Consider the following 22,825-nt stretch of genomic DNA (forward strand, 5'->3'; position numbering starts at 1 on the left):
AAACTGACCCCTATTACACATTTACGTATGAATCCTTACGCCCCCCCATCTGGGTCCGTTTTCCAAGCGGCCCCCCTAGATGTAGTCGCTATATTCAGCTTCTCTATTGCAAACTGATATTCCTGCTCATTCACATGGCCATCAACGATACCTTTAAGGTTATATCGGGGCGCATCCTTCTGGATTTGTGACAAATAATCCGCTGATCGGGTGATGGATTTCAGACAGCGCCGCAACACTTTACGTGACAACGGTAATTCTCGTTGTTCAATATCGTGATACAAATCCTCACGAATATGAATTTTGAATAATCGTGGCTGCTGGCCATCAAAAATATCCGGCCAATACCCCTGCATGAGACTGACTGCTTCATGGTACGGCAGTGTACGCGGCGGTTTCGGTGGCCTGACGCGTTTAGGCTCGCGGACGCGAAGCTCGGGCAGGGGTTTTGGAGGAACCGGGAGTTGAACAGCAGTTTCAGTCTCAGGAGCCGTCGTTTTTTTCTTCTTACGCCGGTGAGGGGTGGCTTCCACCATCATTTTCTTACGCGTTGAACGAACCGGTATCTCGCGGGTTTTATCCTGATGTTCAGGGGGGGATTGACGCTTTAGCGTTAATATTTTGCGTTCACCGCTCATCACTGTCTCCTGATATTGCCCTAGTAACACCTTGTTTTGGTTCACAGTATACCGCAATCAGCACCAATCCTCATGCACGCAGTGCATAGAAAGCGGCACACGGAAGTGACATGTTTCCCGAAATTGAACCGCTGAAGCCCGGCAACGCCGGTGTGGATCATCAGAGATCTTGATAACCCTCCCGCCCTGTTGAGCCAGACAGGCTGACAAACAATGTTGTGGTGACACTGCAAATAATCCCGGTGAGCGGTCAGTGCGGCGCATAGCGACGCGCTGAGCGTGATTTCCGGGACCTTAGCGGTTGGCACGCAAAGCGTGACGAACGCTTAGGTTTGCAATAGCACGGTTCCTTTGCCCGACGTGAGTCGGGAGCTACCTATTAATCATGTCGTATTTCCTAGATGCTGGGGAGTTCATTTGCCCTGAGCAACGCGAGGGGAGCTACTTTAGAGAGCAGGCTTTAGCCGCTCGAAAAGTACTCCTCTTTTTAGAGGCTTATTTTGTTCAGGAATAACGTTCGAAATTAAGGATATTTATCAAACAGGTTACGAAGTTAATAACATTGATTCGAAGTTAAGCGTACAGATATTCAGCACTCTCGGCATTGCGCCAATATCGCTCATGAATTCGGGGGAATAATGCAGAATGGGACGTGACCTGGCAGCTAAATACCCCCCGTTTTATACCGGCAAACCAACACAAAAACCGCGCCAGGCACGGTAAGGTTCAGAATGTGGGAATCGTGGGGCTAGATTATGCCAGCACGCTCAAGCAGCTGTCGGTAATAGGTTTCAGGGGCACTGTGTTTAAGGCCTGGCTGCTCTTTCTGTAACGCCTGTTCTTGCATCATAACGTCATGTGTCATGACCGCCCCACTGGTTGACCATTTAACATACGCCTGATAATACGGGTTTTGCCGTTGATGCTTCGCCTTGGCCAAGCTGCGGATCTTTTGCTGTGTCTCATCCAGTATCAAATCGAGTCGTTGAGACTCGTCACGTTCGAGTGTTTCCAGTCCGCGCTCCAGTACATCGACTTTGGCCTGTTTCTCTTTCGCCAGATCAGGACTCACCACCCACCGCTTGATCTGCTTTAAGCGATTTCGCAGTGAGTGTTTGTCTGTCAAATCAATACCGATACGCTCAACACGCAACAGATGCCGTTCATATTTCTGACGCAAACTTTCCGTTAACCCGTTTTTTATCGCCCATGTCTTAAACTGGCCCAGCCAATGGCGGATCTCTTCAACGGCAATGCCTCTGGAAATGAAGAACTTCTCCGTCAGCCACAACCGCAGCGGCTTGTTCTGGCCACTGTCCGTGTCTTTACCGTGAAGCGCTATCACGTAGCCCAGCTGTTCTTGCACAGATAACGCATGCAAAGGACTGTCGTACGCTTTGCGGCCGTTATCATAAACATGCAACATCCCCATCGAGGCCGCTATTTGCTCAAACGGGGCCATGATCTCGAACGGATAGTCACTGTCCGGGTTGTAGTCACAATTTGCCGCCAGTGCCATCGAGAGCGCCGTCAGCGCTTCACAGCTTTCCGACCGTGCGGAAATACGCATGGGCTTTGGCAAAAAGTGCGGATCATGACGTTTGGTGTAGGGCACATAACCCTGACGGCGCAGTTCGATCAGTTCGTGATTACGGTGCCAATTATGGCTACTGAGACGCGCAACCACTTTAGCGGCCATGCCGCGAGGCACGGTACAAGTCAGTGTAGGCGTGTAGCGCCGATGAATTTTTGATGTCCCTTTGCGCAGAGAGTTTGACTCACCACGACGGGATATATTTGATATCTCAGCAAAGTTCTGAGAAGAGGCAGTGTTAGCCAAACCTACCCGTGCTTATGTTGCACGGAAGGAGTTGAATTATTTTTGGCACAATTCTATACTCCCTGCATAGAGCAACAGCTTCTATACAGTTTTAGTGGGCCCCGGTAACCTTTTCGCACCGCCAAGTATGAAGAAGGTTATCGGGGTTTTTGCTTTTCAGGTTCCGGAGAATTATCTCAACGGTTCCCGTCCTTGCCACTTAGCGGCGTGGCTCACCTGAATATCTCAAACGATCAACAATCTAACACCGTAACTGCAAACACTCAATAAAGTTATTCCGTGACGTTTATTCTATTCGCTGACTTGCTGACTTGATCAATGTTTCAATCATTTCAGACTGCGTTACTCCTTCAGCCTCACATAAGCGTTGAAAACTGTTCTTTAGTGAGTTCTGGATATACACACGTATTTCTTTATGCGTTTCTTTTTTACGGGCTACCAATGCTTGCTGTCTTTCTGACGGCGACATCGGATTACCTTTACGGTAACCACGCTTCGCTTTCGATGGGGAAGTAACTGCATCTACGATTTGTGACATATTTACCTCCTCAAGGATCTAAAAAGGATCGATTAGGCAAAGATTACTACAATTTCTGAACGTTGGCAGTAAATGATCGTGATCCGCTGCTCATGTTGGCGCATAAGCATTCACGGTATGCAAATCAATAAGGTTGAAAAAAAGAGTCAGTAGTGAGCGTTAAGTGGCACTCCCTCAGCCCATAAACGCTCAAACTCCTGCTGATAGGCCTGGCTAATGGCACGCTCACCGCGTATCACGACGACATTCTCTGCATTTCGCGTAAAGGCTGAATGCGTGTAGTTCAGGGAGCCGGTTTGCACAGTCTCACCGTCAATCAGCGCGAATTTGGAATGCTGGATCGCATAGCGACCGTTCAAACGAACCGGCACACCTTGATTGGCCAAAAACGTCACGGCACTGTAGCGTTCACGCCCTGACTGTTTATCAGCCAGAACTCGGACACTAACCCCGCGCCGCTTTGCCACCAGTAGCACTTTGGCCACCTGTTGACTGGTAAAGGCATACGCCGCAAGGTCAATCGATACTGTTGCCTGGCTTAACGTCTTCAATACCAAGGGTTGTGCGCCACCATCCGGTGAAAAGCCCACCTGTACCTCGGTATACGCCAGTGAGGGGCAAACAAGCAAAGGCACGATGAGGGCAAAAAGTGTTTTCATTACGATTCTCCCAGGGTTTTCTCTTTGACGATCTCCCGCTCCAGCTGTTGCAACGCCTGCTGTTGCTGATGTTGTCGCTCGAGATGCGTTTCCTGCTCCGTATGCTGTTGTTGCTGTTGTGTCCCCGCCTGTTTTTCCTGTTGTATCTCGTGGGCCAGCTGTTTTTCAGCCTCCGTTGTCTGCGGGGTGAGCGTCGATTTATCGGCGTCAGGGGGCATGCCGCGTTGGCGGTCGATTTCGGCTTTTTCAGCCTGTTCGCGCGCCTGCTCTTGTGGGCTTTTCAGGCTCAGAGGGGCATCGGCGGGCGGCGGCGTGGTCGCATTGGCGGGTGATGTCACCGGGAGTCTGCCCTGTGTCGCCGCTTCAACACGGTAGGCCGGTGGCGTTTCTCCTATCTGTAAAATCACCCCACTGTCGGGGGCGGCACGGGCGATGGCCATCGCGGTATCGACCTCTGTCGCAAGCTGCGTCTCGCCGTTCTGGCTCTTTTGCAGGACCACAAAACTGCTGCTGTCACTGCCCAGCAAGCGGCCTTTTCCCGCCAATCCTTGCAGGTAGCCGTCATCATTGAGTCCCACGGCATCGAGCCAGACGCCGCTTTGACGGCCATTGGCATCGTAAGCGGGCCAGGCCACATGCGGGGACGGGTATTTTTTGCTGCCACTGATAAACCGGGCTTCCCCCTGCTCACTCAGTCCACTGTCTCGCAGCAACGTCCGTCCCAGACCGTTATCTGCCAGCGGCCTGGCCTGCGACCATAACCGGTTGCCCGTCTGCGTCTGGCGATCATCATCGGCGTGTAGCACATCATGCGCTGTCTTTCTGCTGCCGGTACGACTCACCGCTTCTGACCATTTCGTCAGGTCGTCGGTATACACCTGGACATGGGATTTCATCCGCGACAAGGCCACATACGCATCGCTGTGACTGGCCAGATATTTTCGCGTGCCGGTCACACCGGCCAGCACGATAACAAAGGGTTCACTGGCCCCCTGCGCCTTGTGCGCCGTGCCGGCATAGGCGTAATCGAGATGGCGGTCAGCGGGGTCCGTTGACGGATTAATCACCCGACGTTGCCCGTTATGGGTCAACGTAATGTCCTGATTTTCCGCAATAGCACTCACCGTCCAGCGCGTATTCGCGTCACGTCCCCGCTCTTTATCGTTCTGGCTGAAGCTGACCTTATCCCCAACAGACAACTCGATGTCGCGTGATTTAAAAATGGCCACATCCCGAACACTGCTCTCAAAGGCAGATAAAAGGCGCGGTTGCCCTTCGGCATCGATAAGCGTCACCACCCCTTGCTGTTTCCCCTCGTTTCCGACGGTCAGGGTGTAATACTCTTTATTGATAAGAACCGTTCCTCCGTTAAACGCCGCCATTCCAGCCACCGATTTCAGGGCATCGACATGGGTTTTTTCACGGTCAAACACCTCAATACTGACGGTCGCCGCCCCCAATACCCCCTGCTCTTTCAACTCATCGTGAATTCCCCTGTTCACCGCCCGTTTGTCGGTATTGGTTTGTGTCACGATAAGGGTTTGTGCCCGCGCCGCGTCGGTGCGTCCGGTGTAATCACGGACAATCGCCTCAATCACTAAGTCCCCGTTATCCGCTTTATCCTCCGAGGTTTGTTGATACTCTTCGACCGACGATGTGGGCGGGGTAACTCCGGCCTCGCGGGGAACCTGTTCTGGCGTGACAGAAGCGATGATGTGGAGTGCGGGCGTTATCTGGCGCGCAATGATGGCGTCCACAGCCGGTCGCAGTTCGGGTGACTGGCGCACAATGTCTTTCATGATGGCCACATCGAGGGTGCTGCGTTGTTGCATTAACGAGAACGGCGCACCATTTTCGACGGACAAGAGCTGTTGGGTGTCGCCGCTGAGCACCGCCCGCCCCCCGCCGCTCGCAATGCGGGTCAGGGTATCGCTCATGTCGCGGTTGCCCACCATTGAGCTTTCATCCACCAAAAAGAGCGTGCGCGAGAAATCTAACGTTTCGCCGCTTTGCATTCGCCGTTCGGTGTCCATCAAAAATGAGGCGATGGTTTGGGCCTTGACGCCGACCGACGCCATTTCACCCACTGCACGGTGTGTCGGTGCCAGACCGATAACCTCCGGGCGTTGCGCGTCAGGCAGGGTATTGAGTGCGCCCAGGACGGCCTTGAATTGGGTGGTTTTCCCCACACCGGCATAGCCCTGAATACCGATAAACTGGTCCGGACTTTCCAGCATCAAACGACTGGCGGCCTGTTGACCGGCGGTCAATCCGGCAAACAACGTCGGGTCTGCCTCGGACATCAGGGGGGCGACACTGTTTTTACCCGCTAAAATCGTGTGCAAAATCTGCTTTTCCATCGCATAACTGGCGGCGGTGACATACACTTGCTGGGCTTTTCCGCTCGGCGTCTCCACCGGTAACAGTTCACCGGATTGAATCTGGCGGTTGATTTCAGCGTCGACCCGTGCCGGTGTCATGGTGGGGTGCATCGGCAGGGCCTTGGCCATCACTGACAGACGGGAAAAGGTCACGTCACTGCCTTGTGTCACATTTATCGCCTGACGCACGGATTTTTCAGCCACCGACATCAGATTATCGCGCGCCTCATCCAACACGGCGGGCAACGGCTGCTTGTCAGGATTGACCTGTGACAGCGTGGGGCGATAAAGCGGTGAGCCGGACAACCGCACCTGGGCTTCGTTTTCGCTCAGGGGGGTATACAACAAAATGCTATCACCACTGCGAGCCAGCGTGTTCAGTTGGGTGGCATTCGTATCACGCCCGGCCACCGCCGCCAGCACCACGCCCTTTTCCTGCACCTGGCTTCCCGGCGTCGTCACATAGCCGTAGGTCGCCTTGATGCCGTCATTGAGAGGGATTTTTCGTGCTTTGCCCTGATGTTCAACATGCAACGTGTCATTTTCAATCGCCGTTACCGTGACAGTGTCACGCGATTTTATCCCCTCTTGCTGAGTGAGCCACTGAAGCCGCTCCCCCACCGCCACGTCGATAGCGCGTGACTGATACAATCGCCATTCACTGTTAAGCTGCCCGACCGGCATCACGCGCTTGTTGCCGTCACTGTCGCGCAACACCAGTTTACGGGTCTGTTCGGCCACGGTGTCGAGGGTATAGCGCTCCAACTGACGTTTTTCGCCATCCCAGCGCTCCATCACCATCCCTTCGCGGTAACTGTCCATCTGCCGGCGACTTTTACTGTCCTGCCAGACCGGCACCAGACTTTGTACAGAGACACGCTCGGCGGTTAACTGGCCTTGCGTCTGCAAGGTGTCACGGATGGTCTGCGTCAGCAGTTGCTGTTCACGCGGGCCGGAAACCTGAGCGCTGACCGGGACGGAAGATGCCGTGAGCTCGGCATATTTTTCGGCCAAGGCGGCATAGCGCTGGCGTTTATCCCCCTGACTGATAATGTCCACACTGACCGGCGTTTCATTAGCCGCTTTGAATCGTGCCACACCTGCGTCTTCCAGCGTCGCGAGGGCGTTACCGGTGCCTTTGCGCCCCTGCGTATCCATAAACAGAACCTGGACGCTGCTACGTTGCGCATGATCTAACAGGTGCAATGTCTCTTTCACCGACAGTTTCTCCGCACTGGCGACAACCAATGTACTATTAGTGGGTAACTGAACACCTTCAGCCACGGCGCGACGGTCAATCACGCGCCCAGACAACGTACCGTCCTGCTCCAGAAAATCTTGCCCGGACTTGTCGGTCGCCAGTACAGTGACAATCCGCCCCTGCCCGCTGGCCATATTGATCGCGTCTATCACCCGCTCTCGCTGAACGGTCGCGCCACCACTGCCGCTGATAATCGCGAGATTTGGCATCACATCGGCAATCTTCCCCATCACGCCTTGTGGCCGCTGCTCCGGCGCACTAAACGCCACGGTACGGTTTTCAGACTGGATACGCCCTGCCAGTTGCTGCACGCTCAGTTCATCGAGCAAATGGATAGCAGAGGTGAAAGTGCCTTTTTCACGGTCGAGGGGGATAAGTTGTTGCGACTCAATGGCCGCTTCAATGGCGTCTCTGGCCTGCTGAAAACTCCCAGCCTGAGCACGGATACCCCCCAGTGTCTTGCTCAACACCTCGGAGTAGGTAAATTGGGTTTTGTTATCACTCAGATGTGAGATGGCCTGATTGACCGCCAGTGTCATGTCGGCGGAAGGTGCAGCGGTCAGTAACGGATCGTTTTGGGTCTGTTGCTGTTGCCGTTCAACGGTTTGCTGTACAAATGTTTTGTAATCAAAACCGGCTTTGTCTGCACGTTCATGCCATTCAGTTAATAGTTCATCCTTATCTGGGGTACGCTTGACCTCGCGGGTATCAAGGGCTGCAACATCCCGTGAATGCCGTGAGGCATCTTGCCCGACAGCGTCCACGATCTCCTTGCGACGACTGGAAAACGGCTCGGTGGGTACACCGTCAATCTCCCACAATCCGTTTTTACCCGTCTCGTGCGTACTCATTCCTAACCGTTCAATGCCAGTTCGCAGTGCATTATGGTAGATTTGACCTATCGCTATCTGAAGGGAGAAGACGGTTTCAATAAAACCGGATTTATCTACCGTGTCACTGGATAATGTCCGCCATCCCGCCTCCGTCTGTGTTGCATTCATGGTGATCACATGAGAATGGATATGGGGCTCCAGTGCCCGTGAGGTATCGTGGTTAAAAACGGCAAAAACACCATTTTCCGTTAACACGGTCTCACTGACTCCCTCCCGCATCAAACGTGAAGAAATCAATGATTCAATTTCCCCAACAGCCACCTCTACAGCACGATTGTGAGCCTCAATGAGCCGTGTATCCCCATAGAGCAGTGCCAGAACAGACACACTTTTCGGGGCAGATAACGTCAGGTCATAACCCGGACGGTGAACATTTTTACCGTTCTCCATGCGCTCCAGACTGTCGCCGTTAGGCAAACGACCGGCTAACACTTCCGCAAACGCCACGTCCTCTACACGGCCTGATAAGCCTAAACTTTCCGCCCCTTCCCCTAACCAACGTGAATCCATCGACCCCAGGAAATAGTAGTTATCGGCATCGGTATAATATTGGGCGGCCCCTGCCGCTATCGGTGCAATACTCAGCATTACCAGCGGTCTCCCACTTCCGGTGAATCATCATGACGGTGAACCAGAATGTTTTTCTCGTCCGCCTGCAAGCCGTACAGCGACTGCTCGTAGGCTTCGTGCATGTCGTGATAGCCATCGTCCCCTTCACGCACCAACTCGCCCGTCTCCTTGTCCAAATACTCAAATCCGGGGATCTCCTGCTCTCGACCGGCCGTTGAAACGGTGGCCGATGCCACGACGGCCGCAGCGGTCGTCACGGTCTGTGTTGTATTGGTGGATGTTGGGGCGGATATTGACGGAGGATTGATGGGGGAAGCGCCAGGCTTCACCGCGGGGGTAAGGTCAGCGCCAGCCGTTGAAGTCGCCTCCCCCGTGTTTGGCGGATTATCCGTTGGAATGAGTCCGGCCCCTGCCAGTAGACGCGTTAAACCCGGATCTTCAAGGTCGCGTTGCGCCAGCTGCTCTTCGATTTCAGCATCGAGACTGATGTCCATATTGCGAGGTAATAACGACGGGGCGCAGTCTTTGAGTTTTTCGTAACGCATGGTCATTTTAATGACCGGATACTCACCAGGTAGCGTGATGTAACAACTCAGATTGGGTAACGACTGGATATCGGAATAGTTGACCAAATACACATCTTCTTCCGACTTGCTGAATGACACCCCATCCCGGACGGTATCGGCCCCGTAGCTGTATTGCTCGCTAAAGATTTTTGCCCGTCGCTGACCCAGTTCTTTCATGACAAATGAGGCTTCATGTTCGCTGGGCGAACGGAAGAAAAAGCGAGTGTTGATCAAATCAAACATGGCGTTGGCATAATCCACACCATAGGTGTAATCCAGCTGGGATTTATTCTGGAAACCCAAGGTAAAGCAACCGCCAAACTTACGGGCCTGAGCCAGCACATCCGGCAATTCGGCCAATTTATGCAAGGAAATCAGCTCGTCGTAAATAAACCAGACTCGACGATTGGGATTAGGGGTCATCGACATCAGATTTTTGGCCGCTAAAGCGAGCCAGACAGACACCAGGGGTTTGACGGATTCGTGATACTCATCATGACTGGTAATGAACAAAATACCGTTGCGGCCACCATCGTTGACGCCTTTCATCCATTCCCGGATGGTAAACGGCTTTTTCCCGTTTTTTTCAATCCCTTGCAAATAGCGCAGGGCCTTAACGTAGTTGGTGAGCACGCTGCGAATGGAAATGGCGGTTTTTTCCACCTTTTCTTCCATCAAGGAGGCCGCTTCCGTACCAGATAAAAATTCGCGCAGGTCTTTGAGGTTGATGGCGAGTAAAGTACGCAACAGCTTGTTATAGCTACGCTTGGGGTCTTTGCCCATCTGATAGCCCACACCGGTATAGATGGTCCGGGCAGAGCCTTGCCAGAAGGGGTCTTCTTTGGCACTCATGGGAATAAGGGTACTGGCCATGCTGTCAAATTCAGGGATAGAGCGGCACTCACGCCATAAATCCCAGTTCTCACACCGGCTGTCCATGGCATTCAGTAACTTGTCGGTATTTTCGTTGTAATGCTTCTCGGTAAAGGTCCCCGCCTTATCATAAATAATGACCATATCGCCACGTTCACGAGCCTGTTTAATCAGCTTGTTCAGCGCATTGGTTTTACCGGTTCCCGGCGAACCCAACATGGCGATGTTCTGGACTTCACTGTCTTTTTTCAGCGGTAAATCATCAATATGGATTTCGGACGCATCATTGCGTTTACGCATCAGGCCCGCGACGGCTTTTACATCCTCCGTCAGGGCACGCCCCCCAATCAGCTCATCTTGCGCTTGTTTCTCACCGAGACGGTGCAAGAAGCGGTAGACCAGATAGGCGAGCAATAACACGATGACTGACGTCCAGAATGCGGCCAGTCCCAATTCCTGCAACACCATTTGACCGGCATAGGTCATATAAGGGTCTTTCAGGATATTTTCAGAGGTGAATTTCAGCACCATATCGTTGTAATGGATGTCATACACTGGCGGGACGCGGTACATGGCCCCTTCACTTTTATGGGTCAGATATAACCACCAGTATTTTCCCCCGTTAATGATTTCCTGATTGGGTAAGCGGAAATAGAAAATAGCGGGCATAAAAAGGATAAAGCAGAGAATAAGCCAGAAAGAGATACGTTTATTGACCTGCATAAACATACCCAGCATATAGCTGAATACCTGGCCTCCCTGAGTAATATGCTTACTGGAAGAGGTCATTTAATATTACCTGTCAGAAATAAAAGAATAAAATGAGGTGGAGGATTATCTTATATGGCGCAAATTTCCATGGATAATACGGCATGAAAGACCGAACATCAGACACATAGTGATATAGATAGCCACATACAATATCGCCGCGGCAAATGACGTCTTTAATATCCCGTCAAAATACGCATGAATATTAAAAAGCCCCTCATTGAAATAAACAAACGCCATCAACCAAAAGGAATAGACGGGGATGACAATGAAAATCCTTGTGGCAATATTTAAACCTGTTATGAATAACCCAATACCGAATTTCGCGAAGGGGATTAACGGACCGATTATTTTACGGGAATAATGGTCCGTTTTTCCTGCGGGAGTCACAACACTATTTTTATCATGAGATTGACACATAGAACATCCTTATAAATGAGTGTAATAGACTGAAATACAGGGATTAAGATGACGTTATGCCACTTGTTGACGTTCGCCATCATTGATGATGGTGACGGGAACAAGTCAACAAACGCAGTGCGTTAGGCGGTATAAGGTTTATTTAAATAGATGCTCGATGGAACACGACGTGCCGAATAACGGTATCTGCTTGAGTCTGGGGTGAATATTGAGGACGCGGTGCCTGAAGAACATGAATACACAACACAACCGCGCCGCGAAAATGCGGGGGAATAACTCCCCCGCACATCGGCTACTTCCTTACTTCGTAGGCAAGTGTTGCCAGCATCGTCACATCCCCCTGTTGAACCCGGATTTCACAGAGTGAATCCCGCACCAACAGCGTGAACACTAGGATGGTGATACACACCATCCCCAGCCCATATAGGGTGAATTTACTAAACATACTTGCCTCCGAGTGAGAAAGAGGCTTACAATTGAACTGTTGAGATTCATCGTCGGCCTCGTGGGTTAAAGGATTTAACTTGCGAGGCTTTCGTCTTTCTGTCCCTTGCATCATGCTTGAGACAAAAAGCCTCAAGCACCGCGCCGCCATTCTAACGATCTTTTGATGCAAATCCTACGCTTACCGACTATTCAATCGGGAATGTACAACTACTTCTCGACTGTCACTGGGGCTGACGGTGAAAGTATCTCTTTAATCTTGCCAATAACCGCAAATACACCAGGTGTAAAATATCGACCGATTGACATATTAAAAACCACACAAAAAATTATCGTGGTGGCAAAATAGGAGAAGTTAATGACGAGAAAACCCCATTCCACATAAAAGGTGAATATAGTTGCCACAATTGTATTCAGTAAAAAATAGACTTTTAGATAGCCTTTCAACTTGGTTTTTAAAAGACTTATCAATACTGAACGCTCGCGAACCTCCTTATCCAGACATAAATACATTGCCGCATTACTATAACTTGCCATTATAATTGGAAAAGAAGCAAAAGCTCCCCCTCCTATCATTAATATAATAGACTCCAATGAGCGAATACCAATATTACTGGTAGAGTGTAAAAAAAGACTCGCAACAAATAAAACAATCTGCGTCGAATAAAAGACACCCAAAACCTTTAATGGATAGCTCATGATCTCTTTTGTTGACGGTATTTCATAGTCATAACTTCTCACCGACTCTAAAATCATATTCATATCCGACTCAATTACATTTCGAGTTATCTTCATTTATCCTCTCCTTTGAGTAAGTCTTTCGTCCCCTGCTTAACTTGTTGTTTCATATCTTCTACGGCCCTTGCTTCATCGCCATCAAAGATTAACCTGTCATTCTGGCGAATTTTTTCATTGGCAAGTGCGGTATCAAAGGCTTTCTCACTCCCCTGATGTTCTTTTTCTAACGTATTGTATTCTTTTTGAACGCCCTGTCTTGATTCTGCCACCTTTCCTTGTGTCGAATCAATCTGTTGTGCCGCATTTTGTCGCTGTTCCTGTACTGACGCGGCAATCACACCACTGTCCTGCACATCGTGACTTTTCGCTTGTTCATTAATAATGCCTTGGTTGTGGGCAAACTGAGCCTGCATCCCCATCGGCCCTTCATCTGGCGCAGACACGCCACCCATGCCGCCCGCGGCTCGGACTTTGTTGTCCGCAAACTCCTGCTCTAACGCCGGTTTGAGTTTTTCATCCACAAACTGCTTCGCCAGTTGCTCTCGCTCCGCGCGAACCGTTGGACTGGCGGTGTCGGTCAAGAGGGCGTCGGCGTTTTGAGGCTGTTTGGTCTGGACATACCCCACAAACTCCTGTGCATAATTGCTCTGAATATTCGCACTGTTATTTTCGGCATAACTCGCCAGTTGACCGTATTCATGACTGCGATTAAGGGCATCATTATACTGACTGACCTGAGTACGCATCTCACTGAAGGTGCTGGACATTTGATTGGCGAGTGAACCCGACTCGTTCTGTGTATGACTGCCACTGTCCGTAACCCGCTGGCTACTGATGACATCCACGGCCTCACGAATATCTTTCAGTTCCTGTGCGGAGTAGCCTTTACTGTGCGCGGTCTGGTTGGTGGTGTCCGAACTGGTGCCGTGAGACGAGCCACTGTTGCCCGTATAATCACCCTTGACATGTATTTCCCCTACTAGGCTCCCCCCTGTGGTTAATGACGCCACTTTACCCAGGATTTGACGATCCGTATCTACCTTGAGTTGACCGCTAGCTCCCATGCCTGCACTCATATTTTGACTCTTAACTAACGCCTCACGCACCGCTTCAGTCCCTGTCACATTGTTGTCACGTTGGAAGCGCGAGGTGATATTGGCCAGCTTGCTCACCGCCTGATTGAAATTACTGCCACGGCTGCTGTCGGTGCCAGAAGTGGTCGTGTCACTGTTGCCGCGCTGTTGACTCCACTGCGTCAGTTGACTCGCCCCCACACTGGCGCTCTGGTTAATGCCCTGACTCAAACTCTGCACCTGACTCATGGTTTCACGCTGTTGGGCCTGATAGCTGCTGCTCAGACCTTTGGCGAATTGCACATCGACCGGCAGTCTGGATATGCCGCTAGAAGCGTCATACACCGTCTGACCGCTGCCCGTTCGAGTTGAGGTTGCGCCACTGGTGTGCTGGGAAGTCATTTGTCCATCACGGTGAGCAAAGTTTGTATCCCACTTTTGTCCACTCACATTATTCATCTGCATATTATTAAACGCCCAGGTGCCGTCAGTGGCATTGGAGGCGGAAGCACTGGTCGAGCTGTTGGTCGCCGTCCCCAAATAACTCCCCGCCTGAGACACCCCTTTCCACAAGCCAAACACAATGGCCCCCGCCAGGAACGGGATGGAGTTGGCCAGCCACCCTGACATGGTGGCCACATCACTGTGCATCTGCTGAACGGAGGCCATATTGGACAGGGTAATGCTCATCCCGCTCGCTTTGCCCTTCAGGTAGAACGTCATGGCATAATTTAGGATGGCATACAGCGGTGGCCAGGCTTGCAGATAAACCAGCGTAAAGACAAACCCTTTCAAAATGCCGACCGTCAAAGTATGGATGGAGGCCAGCAAAATCATCAGCGGGAACATGCCAATCAACATCGCCATCAGCACCGTATGCATCACCGGTAAAAAGGTCATGCTGATGCTACTGGACGCCGCCCAGCTCATGCGCATTTTGCTGTAAGACGACTCCGAGGCCATATTCACCAGACTGGCCGTATCCCCGTTGCGGGACGCCGTACCGGCAATGCCTGACCGTATAGCGCTCATGGTCACGTTTTTACGCATGATTTCACTGGCCGATTTCCCGCCGGCGTAATAAAAGTCGTAACTCTCCCCCACCAAATTGGCGAACAACACATTGGCATCCGGTTTCTTGCCAAAAAAACGGCTCACATAATGCACCCATGTTGCGCCGCCATTGGTGGTGTCTGCCTGTAATGTCGGTTGCAGAACATTTCTGGCCAGCGCCTCACAGGTATGAAATCCAGCTGAGGCCAGCGTGCTGCCGCGCGGCACCATCACGCCCCGTAACGGGCTGGGCTGCGAGAAAATCAGCGTGTAAGGGTCAGTTGAGTTCATCAAATCCTGCATGCTGTATTTATGGTTGAGCATCATGTCGCCAATCACACAGTTTTTGACGTACTCGCCGAACAAGTTCGCCAACTCCCCGTTTTGCAGGAAAACATCATTGGCTCGCTGAACCAGCGTCGCCCCAAACAACATGCCCGTTTTGCTGTAAGTCGCAGAATCCGGCGTGCGGAAAATCAGTTCATACAGCTCCGTCATGTCTGTCCCTATCGAGGTAATGAGACGCGCAGGCACGGCCAGACCAACAGGCACGTTGTCGACCACATACACACTCGCGGGGTCACTTCGGTCAATAATCTGCACCGTAGCTTTGGGAATGAGCAATAGACTGCTGACAATCACGAACACCGCAATAAACTTGATAAATTCCAGCGGGTCATGATTTCGGATGTAGGTGAAAAAAAAGACGAACGCCGCCACAAAGAGCACAATACGAAACATTGAGTCCCACGAACTCGAGCCAATCAGGGCCGCAACCCCATTAAATGCCGCCTGAAAGTAATCCCCGGAAGCCAGCACATACACCGTTTGAACGTCCATTATTTCCCCTCGTAACCGTAGTTTTGCTGATAGCGCTCGAGCAACTGACTCGACACCTGCTGGCGCAGATAACTCATCTGGCGGTCAAGTTCCATCAGCGCATTGGATTTCACCTGTACCGCACCCTGCAACGAATTCAGCTGACGACCGGCGATATCCATGCTCTCTTTCAGGTTCTTGGCGGTTTCTTCGGGGAAGTTCTTGGCCGCGACCATCATCCGGGCCTGTTGCAGCACTTCTTTCAGGTACTGAAGCAAAATGTCATAGGCGACATATTCAGACAGGCTCGATAGCATGTTGGGGCCAATACCGGCCATCTGCGGATCAACAAGGTATTTCAGGATGGGAACGGAAGTGCTTTCGATAAAGCCTTTTTCGGCATCCGATAAAGGTTCATCACTGCTCAGTTTGCTATAAATACCGTCAATCAGGGTTTGAACACGCTTATCTAACCCGTTGCTGGCGCTGATGGTCATCGTTGAGAGCGTCGGGCTTAAGCATGCATCGCTGTTGCAGGCGTAGACTTTGGCCTGTCCGCCGTGCATCAGGGCTTTAATGATGTCCTGATTATCTGCCAGTGACAGCAAGGGAATGACTTTGCCGTCATTATCAAAAATCAGGGTACCGGTGATACTCATCGCAAACTCTTTCAGCTGCTGATTGCCACTGAACATGGCATTTTTACTCAGTGCATCCCACATCAGGTTTTTGTTGGTGACGATTTGGTCTTTGTACTGCTCCGGGGCATTGGTCAGAATGCCGCTGAGTTGCCCGCCAACCGTACAACCCTGACGTGACGCGGCCCAGTCACTGAAGATGTTGGATTCACCGGCAATATCCTGACAAATCTTCTCAGAGCCTAACTGGGTCTTGGGCCACAGTCCCCCGATAATCCCTTGTGCCGCCTGACACGAAGACATGTTCATGCTGTTCACATCGGTTGCCAGTTTTTGCACAAAGTCCTTGGCTTGCTTCATGCCAGGGACGGCGGTTTGCAATGCCAAATCAAACAAATAACCTGCCGCATTGGCCATAATCTGTTTGGCGAACCGCTCCAGTTGTTCACTGTTGATGTGGGAGAATGCGCCAAGATAGGCATCGATGCCGCCGCAACCGGCGTTAATGCTGGGAACGGTCATGGATATCATCTGGATTTGTTTCACGTTGCTGCGCAAATACAATGAGCCACCGGTCGCATAACCTGCGGCCTGCCCTTGCCAGACCTGCGCCGCCGTGGCATTGCCCTCAAAGCCCAGCTTATTGAAGAAGTTATTGAGGTCATTATTCACATCGGCATGGAGTGGTGAGGCGATAAGGAGTAGTGAGCCAAACAAGCGTGACTTATTCCGCATGGGGAATGTCCTCCTGTACAGAGAGGGCTTCAATGGTTTGGGTGATTTTTCGTAAAGAGCGATAAGTGTAAATATTACTCGCCCCCAGAAAAGCGGCGGACGAAATCAACCCTACCCCCATTAATTGCAATACCAGTGAAATGATATACAGGGCATCGATAATATTCTGCGGTGTTATTTCTTTATGCTGGACGATATCAATCCCGATGGATGTCACCATAAACGCAAGGGCAATAGAAACCATTTGTATGGCAAATACACCGCAAACATCATTTGATTTTATTAAATCCTGTTCTTTCTCTTTTAATTGCGCTAACGAAAGTGATTTCCTTTTAAAATTAAACATGCGAATGCGTCCTTTAATAAAATTCAAACATCAATAGGGAGAAATAATATAAATAACGATTATCCGTTGTGGATAAGTTCTGTCTTGGTGGTTTTGACAATCACTAAACCTTCTTTTTCAAGTGCGCTCAAAATAGCGTCAGCCCAGTAAGTGTTATATCCATCCTCAGTTCCCGTGGTCACAATGCGGTCTACAATATTTGGCGAAATTGTCGGGGAGAAGAGCTTCTGCCGGGCTTTAATAACTGTACAGCCCAGATGTGATTTATCCTGAGCATCCAAGTCTTCAATCTCCCAGGTCACTATCTGCTGTTGGTACTCATCAATCGTCAGGACAATAAAGCCACGAGCATGGGCTTCGTCACCAAAGGCACACATTAGAGACTCCCAATAAGTGGTATTGGCATGGCCCGCCAGCGCCGCTGCCTTATGATGCAAATCCCGTACTGAAAGAGCCCCACTCTCTTGATATTGAATATCATGAGGTTGTGTTTGCTGAGGTTCATTTGTGTTTTTTTCTTCCTGCTGACGTTTTTTTATTCTCTTATTCAAACAATAAAATACGAGAGCAGAATACCCAATCTCAACCGAGACAATGAATACGGCAACACTCATGAGTCCAAGGCTGATAAACCCAAAAAACCATGGCATGAGATACATCACCATATTCAGAACAAACTGGGCTCTGGTGTCAAATCCATCAACGCGGGTTAATGTATCAAACAGTGTTTTTAAAACATAATCACTCATTAAATACGTAACAAAAAAAGCCATGCCCGTAAATAAAAGCTTTGTCGGAAAATCCAAATTTATATCTAACGACTTAATCTGTTTTTCTCTATTTTCTTTCAGTTGTTCTAAAGAAATAGACTTCCGTTTACATGTAAACATATTTAATTCCTTTCCATGGCAATATGGAATTCATTGAGTACGATAAAAGAGGTATTTTCGGGGCGTTAATACAATAAGACTGACAACGGCATAACTAATCGTGTTCGATAGTAGTCGATTTGGGCAGCCTCATTTCTCCACCAGATAAATCATGGCTACATTCCCCGCCAGTGCCGTTTTTTCCAGAAGCCCTGCGTTGGTGTCCAGTGGTAGTGTCTTTGCCAAGTGAGTTAACCAACCATCCATATATGCCAGATGATCGAGCAACATAAGGCTGTCACGGCATGAGGTCGATGGCATCAGGCGACGCACGCGTTCGGCCATTTCCCTGCATTCAAGGATGCGTTTATAGATGCCACTGCCATTTTTGGCAGCAGCCAGAATACACTCCAGCTCGTCGGAACGGCTGGCGAGCAATTGCTGGCAGTCTTGCAACTGGTTTTCGGTCGTCATGAAGCGTTGATGCGAGACAAACATAGTTGACCTCGGGGAGGTGAATAGGGAGAAATAACAAATAGGCGAATGGACAATCAAAGGCTGCCGCATAATTAACCTAAACCGTGTTTTTTCGGGGAATGAATCCCCCTCGGACTGACAGCGACATGACGCTATTGTGGTCGCTGGGCAATCACCAAGACCTCATCTAAGCGGGCCATCAGCTGCTCTGACGTCATCACCCCCTGAAACAACGGATAGGTCTGCATGGTATGCACATTCACCAAAAACGCCGTGGGGGTCGCTACCGGTAATTCCTGAAAGAAGCTCACCACCACTTCTGGGGGCGCAGGTAGCGCATTCGGGTAGCTCTCATCCCCTTGACCATCGAGCGTGTAAGGGAAAACCTTCAGTTCGGTCGATTCACTCACCCCGCGCAACACCGGATCAAACTGTTTGCAGTAACTGCAACTTTGCTGCATAAACAGCACAATATTGAAATCATTCAGGTTGACCGATGCACCACTGGACAGGCGTATCATCTTGGCCGCTTTAGGCGCTTTGACCGGTGACGGAATGTTTTCGATTTGGGGGGCCGTTGAGGGCGTTTTATGCGCCTCCAATTGGGCGATTTCGTCACGCACCGACGCATGAGCGAGGCTATCACCACACAGCAGCGTCACCAATAAGCACATCATCCTTGTTTTCACGGTTTTTCCTCCCGATGGGCATTGACGGTCATAAAGGTTTTCCAGGCATTCATGCCCGAATAAAGCCAGCCGGCTATCACCAGTCCCGCCCCAATCACAAACAGGAACAAGGCCCCGCCCACCGATATCAGGTGCAAAGTTTCCTGTCCGGACAGCGAAAGCGTCAGTAACCGCGAGCTGATGGCCAGTTTGGCCAGAAAGTGAAACGCCACGGCGGCACACATCAAGGCACACCCAAAAAAGAGCATGACATTTTCGAGCAGTTTTCGTTTTTCATCGTTATTCCTTTAAGAGACGGGCGCGAAATCCGTCGCCACATTGAGAAATTGTTTAGAGAGGTCGTCCTGGGTCATGAAGCCATAAGCCAGCGGTTTAAATTCTTGCGTCGTGGGATTGACCAGAAACAGCGCCGGAAAATGGGTCACGCCCATATTCTTGGCCTGACCGCTATCAATACGGCTGGCTGGGAATGCGGCGCTACGCGCACCATCCACACTGATAGGGATAATGGCGACACCTTGCGCGTGAGCAAAATCGCGTACCACCGTGGCCAGCAAGTTATCCAGAGGCTCATTGCCTCGGTAGAAGAAGAACACCCCGTATTGCTGCGTCAGTGAACGAATAGCCTCCACCTGCTTGGCCTTATCCGCTGCCAGTTGGGCGGGGACGGTACTGTTGTAATGACTGTATTGCAGGTTGTAATCCAGCTCAGGATAGGACAGCAGCGCCTTTTTACCCCCTTGTCGGAATGCGCTGGCTTGGTTAGTCCAGAACTGTTGCAAACGTAGGAACTTACCCACGTTCTCCGCTGAGGGATGCAAAATGGCGGTATTAAGCTGCGTTTCAGTCAGTTTTTGCAGTAACCGCATTTGCACATTGGGGGGTAACTGAGAAAGGGGCACATCGGGGGCTTTTTCTTCCTCCTCGTCCTCTTCAGGCTGTGGTTCGTTGTACCAGTGCCAGCCTATTATCGGTTCGTCCGTATAGGTTTTGGTGGCGGTTTCAGGTTTCGTTGCCGCCAGTGCCAGTGGGCTTATCAGGCAACATAACGCCAGCGTTAACAGGGAATATCTCATTATTGGCCCCCCGTGGATTGCTGTTGCATGCTCGCTGCAACCTGCTCTTTGACGCGCGAAATAATGTCGGCATCCACCGGTATCGTGGTGCCGTCCGTCAAATCACTGTAGAAGTTGCTGAAATCCACCTTATCAAACAGGATACGTTGCAGCTCATCGACGGTTATTCCCCGACAGTTCGGTGACTCTGCACTGCCAAAATTAATGCCAAGTTGCCAGCCACGCCCTTGCTCCTGAATAATTTGAGCGAGTTTAGAATCAAACTGGCAGTAGCTTTTTTTCTTCTGTAGACACACACCCAGCACTTTTCTGGAACAATAGTCACCGATATACACTGTCAGCAGCCGCTCTTTGGCCTCGCCCAGCGCTTTTTCTTCACTGTCACAGTGCGCCAAACCGACACTGGCTCCCCAGCCGCTGTCTTTACAGCAGTTACTAAAGCCGGCCGCTGCCTGACGACAGGATTTAGGGGCACCGGTAAACGCCGTCACATTGACGCCGTTCAGGGCTGCCACATCTTCCCCAGCCGCCGCCAATGCCGCGAGTCCAGAGACAGCCTGACCAAAACTGCTCGATTTATCGTTGTTCAATAAATCACAAGCACCGTCATTGCAGACCAGTTCACCGGCGCACAACTGCGCCTCACCGCTGATTTTGGTTTCACAGGAGAAATACACCTGCTCCTGCGTGCAGATATTACCAATAGAGGTGAGGCATTTTTGCGAGGACAATGTGCAGGCACGGTCTGCCATGTATTTACCGCAGGTGCCGTTATCGGCCACTTGGGAAAAGTAGGTGTCTTTGTACTTCCAACAGTCACTGTAAACCGGGTATTGCTTGCCCTCTACTGTGATAGTTCTGTTGCCACCGGCTTCAACACATTGGCTGGTGATCAGCACCTCTTCTGCCTTGTTAAAAGGACAACTTTCTGTCCAGACCACTTTAGGCTTGTATTCACGACTGCCGGTGCGCACTCTCAACACAATCGTAAAGCGGCCTTGTTTGTTGTTGTAGAAATTCGTCGTGCCGCTGGGCATTGCTGACAAAATCAGGTTGATGGGGATCTGTTGTCCGGTGGTCAGTGTGCTCACGCCGGGGGAAAACGATTTTGTGCCGTCACTCACATTCACTTCTACCCCCAAGATCTGCATCATCATATAGGTCGAGCCATGGCCACTGTTGGTCATGGTGGCACTCAAAATAGGACCATGAACGTTGGCCGTGACAATATAGGTGGTGCGTGCGCCATCTTCACGGTTATTGCCACTGCCATAGGCATAAAAGCTCAGTTGTGTGGAATCAATGATGACATCGACATCCTTCGTACTGTCGACCCAATCACCGTCAATCACTGCGGTTCGGGTACAAGCGACTTCGATGGCCGGTGAACGGTCACACCGGTAAGTATTGATTTCAGTCTTGTTGACGTTCACCGACTCACAGAATTCGTCCGTGCCCTTGGTGATGATGTCGGCCTTATCCTGAATTTGAAAACCGTTATCGATAAAGGGCGCATCGAGGGAAATTTGGTCATCAGGTCGGTTTAATAAAGACTCTTGCGCCACCTTTCCCACTTCGGAGGTGTTGAGCGCTTTGTTACCGGCATTGAGAATATCGGCATTCGACATCGAGGTTTCCCCACCGTAATAACCGGTTTCTGGCGGCGTAGCGGTAAATCCGGGGAAGGTATCAGGGGCGTTAAAGGCATTTAATGCCTCAGTGCCCTGTCCCTGAATGGAGTGACCAAAATCAGCGCCCTCCTTGTATTTGTCATTGGCACCACTGGTTGTCATCATCACCAGACTGATAAGCAGGGGTAAAAAGAGGAACTTACTGTGTGGCGTCATGCGATGCCTCCCCCAGTAATTCCCGTGCAACCTGTGGACACTCCCCCTCGCGAACAATTTGCGCCAGCGCGCTTTTGATCCGGATAGTGCCGCTGATAACATCGGATTTATCCCCGCAAATCACCACCAGAGCCGGGACATGGGTAATGTTGTAGGTGCGAAACTGGACGGGATCGATTTGGACGCCGCCGCGATTATCCTCTTTGACCAGGTTAAACACCGCGCGAGCCGTTTTGGCAAAGTCATCATCAATCAAGCCATTTAAAACCGACGGAATACCCACATCGGCGGCTTCCTGCAAAATCAGCTTGAGTCCGGCTTCGGGAATAGAAAACGACACAAAGTAGAGCGCTTTAGGCTGGGGTTTCTCCGGGCCAGAGAGCGTCTGTTGCTGCTGTTTTTTCAGTGAATTGAGCCACTGCTCATCAAACGCCCCCTGCCGAGGGGCGGTAAAGGGCAGTGAGGCCGGGGCTTTTTGTTTTTGCAGCGCATCATTTTTATCGCGCATCGATTCAATGAAAGCCTGGTTCTCTTCTTGTGTTTGTGCCAGTACCGGCATCGCGCCAATGACAACGCTAAGTAGCGAGGCGCAGAGAAGTGATTTCAAGGGCGTG

18 protein-coding genes are annotated in these 22,825 nt (G+C 50.9%); all 18 read right to left on the reverse strand.

Translation table 11 applies throughout. The features are described from left to right. Window positions 1–35 precede the first annotated feature (35 nt). The 18 genes from BN68_RS23045 to trbC all read right to left on the reverse strand — a co-directional run bounded on the left by BN68_RS23045 (window position 36) and on the right by trbC (window position 22,818). A complete protein-coding gene (locus BN68_RS23045; RefSeq protein ID WP_019213358.1) occupies window positions 36–638 on the reverse strand; it encodes a ProQ/FINO family protein in 603 nt (200 codons plus the stop codon). A 748-nt stretch (window positions 639–1,386) separates the two neighbouring features. Further along, window positions 1,387–2,337 (reverse strand): hypothetical protein, encoded by a 951-nt coding sequence (locus BN68_RS22195; RefSeq protein ID WP_042807117.1) that lies wholly within the window; start codon window positions 2,335–2,337, stop codon window positions 1,387–1,389. A gap of 427 nt (window positions 2,338–2,764) precedes the next feature. Then, the gene (locus BN68_RS22200) at window positions 2,765–3,016 is read right to left on the reverse strand and encodes a replication regulatory protein RepA (protein WP_019213360.1); all 252 of its coding nucleotides are present in this window, start codon (window positions 3,014–3,016) and stop codon (window positions 2,765–2,767) included. A 146-nt stretch (window positions 3,017–3,162) separates the two neighbouring features. Further along, window positions 3,163–3,675, reverse strand: a complete 513-nt coding sequence (locus BN68_RS22205) for a phospholipase D family nuclease (RefSeq protein WP_019213361.1) — start codon at window positions 3,673–3,675, stop codon at window positions 3,163–3,165. Beyond that, window positions 3,675–8,798 (reverse strand): conjugative transfer relaxase/helicase TraI, encoded by a 5,124-nt coding sequence (traI, locus tag BN68_RS22210; protein ID WP_019213362.1) that lies wholly within the window; start codon window positions 8,796–8,798, stop codon window positions 3,675–3,677. The genes BN68_RS22205 and traI overlap by 1 nt, the downstream gene beginning before the upstream one ends. Beyond that, on the reverse strand, window positions 8,798–11,008 hold the full coding sequence (gene traD, locus BN68_RS22215; protein WP_019213363.1) for a type IV conjugative transfer system coupling protein TraD: 2,211 nt from the start codon (window positions 11,006–11,008) through the stop codon (window positions 8,798–8,800). Before traD ends, traI begins: the two co-directional genes overlap by 1 nt. A gap of 691 nt (window positions 11,009–11,699) precedes the next feature. Continuing rightward, window positions 11,700–12,002 carry a Hok/Gef family protein gene (locus BN68_RS24510; RefSeq protein WP_019213365.1) on the reverse strand — a complete coding sequence of 101 codons (303 nt, stop codon included), beginning with the start codon at window positions 12,000–12,002 and terminating at the stop codon, window positions 11,700–11,702. A 59-nt stretch (window positions 12,003–12,061) separates the two neighbouring features. Continuing rightward, complete coding sequence (locus BN68_RS22230) at window positions 12,062–12,646, reverse strand: hypothetical protein (protein WP_019213366.1); 585 nt, start codon at window positions 12,644–12,646, stop codon at window positions 12,062–12,064. After that, on the reverse strand, window positions 12,643–15,555 hold the full coding sequence (gene traG / locus BN68_RS22235) for a conjugal transfer mating-pair stabilization protein TraG (RefSeq protein ID WP_019213367.1): 2,913 nt from the start codon (window positions 15,553–15,555) through the stop codon (window positions 12,643–12,645). Before traG ends, BN68_RS22230 begins: the two co-directional genes overlap by 4 nt. Further along, window positions 15,555–16,907 (reverse strand): conjugal transfer pilus assembly protein TraH, encoded by a 1,353-nt coding sequence (traH, locus tag BN68_RS22240; protein ID WP_019213368.1) that lies wholly within the window; start codon window positions 16,905–16,907, stop codon window positions 15,555–15,557. The genes traG and traH overlap by 1 nt, the downstream gene beginning before the upstream one ends. Beyond that, a complete protein-coding gene (locus tag BN68_RS22245; protein WP_019213369.1) occupies window positions 16,897–17,253 on the reverse strand; it encodes a hypothetical protein in 357 nt (118 codons plus the stop codon). Before BN68_RS22245 ends, traH begins: the two co-directional genes overlap by 11 nt. Window positions 17,254–17,312: 59 nt before the next feature. Continuing rightward, window positions 17,313–18,143, reverse strand: a complete 831-nt coding sequence (locus tag BN68_RS22250) for a hypothetical protein (protein ID WP_019213370.1) — start codon at window positions 18,141–18,143, stop codon at window positions 17,313–17,315. Between the two features lie 129 nt (window positions 18,144–18,272). Further along, on the reverse strand, window positions 18,273–18,620 hold the full coding sequence (locus BN68_RS22255; protein WP_019213371.1) for a hypothetical protein: 348 nt from the start codon (window positions 18,618–18,620) through the stop codon (window positions 18,273–18,275). Window positions 18,621–18,751: 131 nt separating this feature from the next. After that, on the reverse strand, window positions 18,752–19,288 hold the full coding sequence (gene trbB, locus BN68_RS22260) for a type-F conjugative transfer system pilin assembly thiol-disulfide isomerase TrbB (protein ID WP_231294053.1): 537 nt from the start codon (window positions 19,286–19,288) through the stop codon (window positions 18,752–18,754). After that, entirely contained in the window at window positions 19,285–19,512 is a 228-nt protein-coding gene (locus BN68_RS22265) for a hypothetical protein (protein ID WP_155965405.1), read from the reverse strand. Before BN68_RS22265 ends, trbB begins: the two co-directional genes overlap by 4 nt. Window positions 19,513–19,575: 63 nt before the next feature. After that, window positions 19,576–20,364, reverse strand: coding sequence for a type-F conjugative transfer system pilin assembly protein TraF (traF, locus tag BN68_RS22270; RefSeq protein WP_019213374.1), 789 nt, complete (start codon window positions 20,362–20,364; stop codon window positions 19,576–19,578). Further along, a complete protein-coding gene (gene traN, locus BN68_RS22275; protein ID WP_019213375.1) occupies window positions 20,364–22,211 on the reverse strand; it encodes a type-F conjugative transfer system mating-pair stabilization protein TraN in 1,848 nt (615 codons plus the stop codon). The genes traF and traN overlap by 1 nt, the downstream gene beginning before the upstream one ends. After that, window positions 22,195–22,818: a type-F conjugative transfer system pilin assembly protein TrbC gene (gene trbC, locus BN68_RS22280; RefSeq protein ID WP_019213376.1), complete on the reverse strand. Its 624-nt coding sequence runs from the start codon at window positions 22,816–22,818 to the stop codon at window positions 22,195–22,197. The genes traN and trbC overlap by 17 nt, the downstream gene beginning before the upstream one ends. Between the last annotated feature and the right edge of the window lie 7 nt (window positions 22,819–22,825).

Origin of the sequence: Yersinia massiliensis CCUG 53443 (assembly GCF_000312485.1) — a bacterium.
Classification (GTDB): Bacteria; Pseudomonadota; Gammaproteobacteria; order Enterobacterales; family Enterobacteriaceae; genus Yersinia; species Yersinia massiliensis.